Annotated in this window: 6 protein-coding genes; 1 reads left to right on the top strand and 5 read right to left on the bottom strand. The window is 55.2% G+C overall.

The window, feature by feature from the left end; all coding sequences use genetic code 11:
* Positions 1-182: 182 nt before the first annotated feature.
* The 5 genes from FJ147_26610 to FJ147_26590 all read right to left on the bottom strand — a co-directional run bounded on the left by FJ147_26610 (position 183) and on the right by FJ147_26590 (position 5,065).
* Positions 183-1,379, bottom strand: coding sequence for an MFS transporter (locus FJ147_26610; protein MBM4259458.1), 1,197 nt, complete (start codon positions 1,377-1,379; stop codon positions 183-185).
* Between the two features lie 40 nt (positions 1,380-1,419).
* The gene (locus FJ147_26605) at positions 1,420-1,866 is read right to left on the bottom strand and encodes a VOC family protein (GenBank protein ID MBM4259457.1); all 447 of its coding nucleotides are present in this window, start codon (positions 1,864-1,866) and stop codon (positions 1,420-1,422) included.
* 15 nt (positions 1,867-1,881) lie between these two features.
* Positions 1,882-3,027 carry an LLM class flavin-dependent oxidoreductase gene (locus FJ147_26600; protein MBM4259456.1) on the bottom strand — a complete coding sequence of 382 codons (1,146 nt, stop codon included), beginning with the start codon at positions 3,025-3,027 and terminating at the stop codon, positions 1,882-1,884.
* Between the two features lie 67 nt (positions 3,028-3,094).
* Complete coding sequence (locus FJ147_26595; GenBank protein MBM4259455.1) at positions 3,095-3,883, bottom strand: alpha/beta hydrolase; 789 nt, start codon at positions 3,881-3,883, stop codon at positions 3,095-3,097.
* A gap of 420 nt (positions 3,884-4,303) precedes the next feature.
* Entirely contained in the window at positions 4,304-5,065 is a 762-nt protein-coding gene (locus FJ147_26590) for an SDR family oxidoreductase (GenBank protein MBM4259454.1), read from the bottom strand.
* A gap of 154 nt (positions 5,066-5,219) precedes the next feature.
* Between FJ147_26590 and FJ147_26585 the strand changes: the two genes are divergently transcribed.
* On the top strand, positions 5,220-5,675 hold the full coding sequence (locus FJ147_26585) for a nuclear transport factor 2 family protein (protein MBM4259453.1): 456 nt from the start codon (positions 5,220-5,222) through the stop codon (positions 5,673-5,675).
* The last annotated feature ends 163 nt before the right edge of the window (positions 5,676-5,838 follow it).

Below are 5,838 nucleotides of genomic sequence, written 5' to 3'. Positions count from 1 at the left end.
CTGCGTCAACGCACCCTTCGCCACCTCAAACGGACCGCCGCCCGGTTGGGGTTCACGCTCCTCCCCCAGCCCGTCTCGGCCTGAGAGTGTGTTTCTGAGCAGTGCAGCGCGGAATCCCTCCGAGAGACCCTTCGTTGCACTCAGGGTGACAGCGCGAGTGTACCAATCTTTCATGGTCCGATTTAGTCCGCAACCGGTGCTTCCTTGTGAGTCGTGGCACTTGCAGATAACTCAGGGGTTGCGGAACGGGTGTACATGTAGCACAGCACGGTCGTCAGCGCGCACAGTAACCCACCGCCGTAGAAAGTACTGGCAATGCCGAAATGGTCCGCAATGAAGCCGAACAACAAAGGACACACCGTCATGCCAAAACTGTGCACGGTGAGGAGGAAACTCATTACCGTGCCCATACCGAGACCACGAGCATTCTCCATCGCCAGTGCCGTGTGTGCCGGAAACGCAACGCCTGTCGCTGCGCCCGTGAACACGCTCAGGACCAACAGATGCCAGAAGCTGGTCGCCAACGGAAACGCACTAAAGGCGATGGCGCTGATGATGCCGCCAACGGCAATCAGGTTGGCTTTACTCATGCGGTCGGCGAGCCGACCAAAGGGAGCTTGCAGGACAGTACTGACGAGCACGTTTAGAGAAATAAGCGCACCGATCTGCGACGTCTTCAGCGGGAGCATGTGGGCCGCCAGCAACGGCACAAAGACCCAGGTGATGGTGCTGGCGAATGCATAACCCAGGCGATAGAAGGAGACGCCGAGCACGGGTCGACACGAGAACACTTCACGCAACGGCGGCGATATCGTGTTCCCTGTCGTTCTGTTTTTTGGTGGGTCGGGTAACCAGAAGAACATCACCACGAAAGCCAGTACGCTCAAAACGCCGAGCGCGATGAAGCTTGCCTCCATGTTCCACAGATCCTTAATCACGCCACCAAGGATCGGTCCGCCCGCAACCCCGCCAAGAAAGGCCGTATTGATGTATCCAGAGTATGCGCCCTCCTTCCCCTTCGGCGTGAGGTCACCGACGTACGCCATGGTCACTGGTTGTACCATCGCTGTCGCTACACCCTGCACGGCCATGACAAGAAGGAGGAGCAACATACTGTTCGCAAGCAGAAACGCGACTGAGGAGATAGCGTAGAAAAGCACGCCGACCAGTAAAAACGCACGACGGCCCATGCGGTCCGATGCCGGACCAATCAAAGGTAGCAGGAACGTGCGTGGCGCAGAATGAGCACTAAACAGCACTCCTGCGCCGATACTGGCGGCACCAAACTGCTGCGCATAGAGCGGTACGAAGGGCATGACGACGCCGTTGCCAAGCATGGTGCAGAAGATGGCCACGGCGAGTACGAATAATGGATTCATAGGCAGTCAATAGCAGTCTGGTCACACTTTGCGCACGACCTCACTGCTGGTTTTCCTTACGACCGGGCTTGCTGGTCCCCGCCCAACCGGTGTGTGAGACATCAAATGTCACACCATCTGGTCCACTGTAGCGGACTTCGGCGTTGCCGTGGCCCGCGGGCCCGGCAATGAGGTTCAGCGCGTGGTTGATGTCCTCGCGTGGGCTGCCGCCCGCTGCGGCTATTTTGGTGGCGATCTCTTCTAGACTCTCAACCTGAAAGCCAATGTGATGAATACCCGTCCACTCTTTCCCGCGTTCGACACCAGCCACCTCGTCGTTCTTGAAATGGAGAATGGCAAGGTTAATGTCACCATCGGTTAAGAAATAGCCGGATACCGCCGGGATGTTGATCTTGGCAACCTGAGTTAAGCCAAAGCTATCGATGTAAAACTTTGCCGTCGCGTCTTGGTCTTGGGTCGCGATCGCAATATGTTTGATCTTTGCCATCGGAATAGTCTCCTTTTACGCAAGTTCCTTGCGCAACACCGGCAGCACTTCCTTCCCCATCAGCTCGATGCTGCGCATGGTCAGATCATGCGGCAGTCCGCCGTACTGGGCCTCGAAGATCATGTGGCCAATGCCGAGGCGTTTGATGATCTCCTTCAAACGCTGGGTGACCGTTTTCGGGGTGCCGACTACAAAGCCGCCAGCTTCTTGCAAGTCGTCGATCGACATTTGGAACACCGGCTTATGCTTCTTGGGGCCGGAGCCTTCCGAGAGAATGGACGCGGTACCGCGGGTGGTCATACCAAGGGGCATGTAATAGTGCATGGGTCCTTTCAGCGAGGTTTGCGTACGCCACAAGTAATGCTCGAACGACTTACGCGCATCGGCTTCTGTATCCGCCACAAACAAACCAGTCATATAGCCCAAGTTCTGCGCTGTTGGGGTATACCCGCTCTTCTGCGCGGTTTCGCGGTACAAATCAAACCATTGCTCAGCCATATCCATTGGTGCCAGAAACGACACATACGGGTAGCCATGCTGGGCAGCCCATTTGATCGATTCGGTGCTGCCAATGCCAGGAATCCAAATTGGGGGATAAGGTTTCTGCAACGGGAAGATCCACGGGTTCACATAGCGGAAGTGAAAATGTTTGCCCTCCCAACGGAACGGCCCTGGTTCCGTCCACGTCTTAATGATGAGGTCATGAGACTCCTGGAAGCGCTCGCGGTTCAAGCCGGGATTGAGGTTCATGGAAAATTGCTCGATACCAATGCCGCGGACGAAGCCTGAAATCAGACGACCTTCAGACATGAGATCGAGCATCGCTACTTCTTCGGCCAGCCGAACGGGATTTTCCCACAAGGCAATGACATTGCCGAGCAACAGAATCTTGCATGTCTTGGTCCGCTGAATGAGCGCGGCGGCACTCAGGTTTGCGGCCATGTGCATGCAGGTAGGCGTGTTGTGGTGTTCATTGACCATCAGCCCATCGAACCCCGCGGTCTCCGCGTAGGCATATTCATCGAGATAACGCTTGTAGAGTTGCGTCCCTTTTTCCGGATTGAAGTATTTGTTGGGGTAGGTGAGACGAATCGACGGATACTGATCCAGTTCCGGCGTCTCTGGATATGGCATTTCACTGAAATAATAGTAGTCGATCATGAATCCCTCCGTGTGCGCCTGCAGTCGGCTCAGTCTCAGAGCCCTGCTGGTATGTTGCAACTTGTGGTTATGACTTTGCCAGGAACTGTTCTACGATGGCAACGAACTCGGCTGGCCGCTCCAGTTGTGGAGTATGGCCACAACGATCTATCACTTTCAGTTCGGCACCAGCGATAGCGTTACGGTATGCTTCGCCATGCGCGAGTGGGACGAGGCCGTCTTGTTTGCCCCACACAATCAATGTCGGCGACTTCACGCGTCGCAGGCGGTGGACTAACTTGGAGTTATGCATATACGGCTTCCAACCTACCAATTGTGCCATGATCTGGCTATTGTCGCGTAACTCAATCTCTTCTGGCGTGGGTTTTGCAGGAAACAGTTTCTCACGCTCGCTGACCTGATTGATGTCATAAAAGATCAGGGGCGCGGCCTCTTGAGGTGACAAGAGAAAGATATCAGCGATGTCCGCGCCTTCGACTTTCAACCCTACGGCATTGACCAGTATGAGTTTGGAGACGCGTTCAGGGCACGTTGCGGCCAATTCTGCCGCGAGCCAACCGCCCATAGAGAAGCCGATCACCGGCACTTGGCGGAGGTTAAATCGGTCGAGGAAGTCCATATAGAAATCAACCATGTCGGACATGGAGTCGAACCACGACGGGCGCGCCGATTTCCCAAAACCTGGATGGGTCGGAAGGTACAAGTCGTAATGCTGAGCGAGCATGTCGTGAAACTGTAACCACCCCGGATTGCCGCCGGCACCGTGCAGTAACAGGAGCGGATTCCCGTTGCCGCCGCGGACCAATTGGACCTGCGCGCCACTGAATTCAATAAACTGTTCGCGAGATTCCCCCATGCGTCCTCCTTGTATGCGTATAATGGCTTACGGACTAATGCAGAGCGCTGCCCGAACACCGCCCGGATCATTCCACGGTCACCGGTATGCTGTCAATTCGTCGAACAATCGCACCAGTTATCAAAACAGACGGTGATAGCGCACTATTCTCCCCCATCAAACCTCAAGCAATTCGTACACTGTAGGCCGTGCGCTGGGCGCACGATGAACCCGCGGACACTGAGTCCGTGGGCATGGCGCACGCTACGCTTGCTCCCGCGACATCTACATCGAACCACAGAACATTCGTACACTTTACGCGCGAGCCCTGCGGACGTGTCATTCTGAGCGGAGCGAAGAATCCTGCGGAGAGACCCTTCGTTTCACTCAGGGTGACAACGTTGGTGTGACTGCCCTTTGTAGTTTGATGTTGCCGACGAGTCACTGCGCCATGTAGCCACCATCGACCGGCATGGCGTGACCCGTCATGTACGACGCGCGATCAGAACACAGCCAGGCAACTGCCTCGCCGATTTCTTCTGGTTGCCCGATACGCTTCATGGGCTCTGATCGAGCATAGCGTTCTTCGAGATCCGGCTTCTTGGCGAACGCGCTGGTAAGCATGGGCGTATAGATCGGAGCCGGGCAGACCGCGTTAATCCTGATGCCGTGGCGCGCGTACTCCAACGCTGCTGCTTTGGTAATTCCCGCGACACCATGTTTCGCAGCAGTATAGGCAGGGACGCGGATCGCACCGGTTAAGCCCATGATTGACGAGGTGTTCACGATCACGCCGCTGCTTTGCTTGAGCATTTGGATAATCTCCGCCTTCATGCATAGCCACACGCCGGTCAAGTTGACTGCCAGCACGCGATTCCACTCATCTTCTGTATATTCATGCGTGAGGGCACCTCTGCCGCCAATACCAGCGTTGTTGAAGGCGCAATCGAGGCGTCCATAGGTAGAAACAGTCTTCGCTACCATTTCGTCCACCTCCCCTGACTTCGATACATCTGTTTTGATAAATATTGCCTCTGCTCCAGCGGCTCTGACAATCTGCAATGTTTCCTGGCCACCGTGTTCCACGACATCAGCCAGCACCAAGCGCGCACCTTCACGTGCGAAAATGTTCGCGGTCGCGCGACCGATGCCAGAGCTTGCACCGGTAATCAGGCTCACTTTACCATCGAGTATTCCCGCCATTGATCTTCTCCTTTTCCTCTCGGTTATCGTCTGTGCCGAAGCCTATATCGCCAAGAAAGAGTAGCTCGTCAACCATTGCAGCATTGAGCTGGAATGGACATACTACGGTGGTCAGCAATGTCGCTCTCGATGATAGGCAAAGGAGGGATTGATCATGAAAACGATCGAACAGCAAGTGCAGGAACTCACCGACCGTGAGGAGATCAAAGAGCTGACCGCACGATACGCGCACAGTGTGGCGCGCGGGGAAGGTGCGTCCGTCGCCGCACTGTTTACGGACGATGGAACTTTTATCAATCGCTTTCCGGGTCAACCCGTCACTGAAGTGCATGGTCAAGAGGACCTCAACAAATTCTATGGGGCAATTCAACGCAATACCGCATTGCCATGTATTCACAATCATCTGATTACACTTAATGGTAATGAGGCGACGGGAACCTGTACGATCGAAGTGCGCATCAATCGCAAGGGTCAAAGTATGATTGGCTCAGGTTACTATGAAGACCGCTTCCGTCGCGAGAATGGCCGTTGGAAGTTTGTCCTGCGCGATTGCACCTTCTTTCACTTCGTGCCCATTCAGCAAGGTTGGGCGGAGGGAGCGAAGTCATGAATCGGAAGGTATAAGGCGGTGGCAGGAAACAACTTACCGCAATAGTGATTGACCGGAGTGGAGAGCCTCTGCACAAGAGCAGGGATGAGAGACGAGACCATTGTGTGCTGGCTTCGGTCTAAGTATCGAAGTCTGGTCGAAGAGCTGGATGAACGCGGGCGAC

The organism is Deltaproteobacteria bacterium, from assembly GCA_016874775.1.
GTDB lineage: Bacteria > Desulfobacterota > Binatia > Bin18 > Bin18 > VGTJ01.
This window is presented reverse-complemented; position numbering and strand designations above follow the sequence as displayed.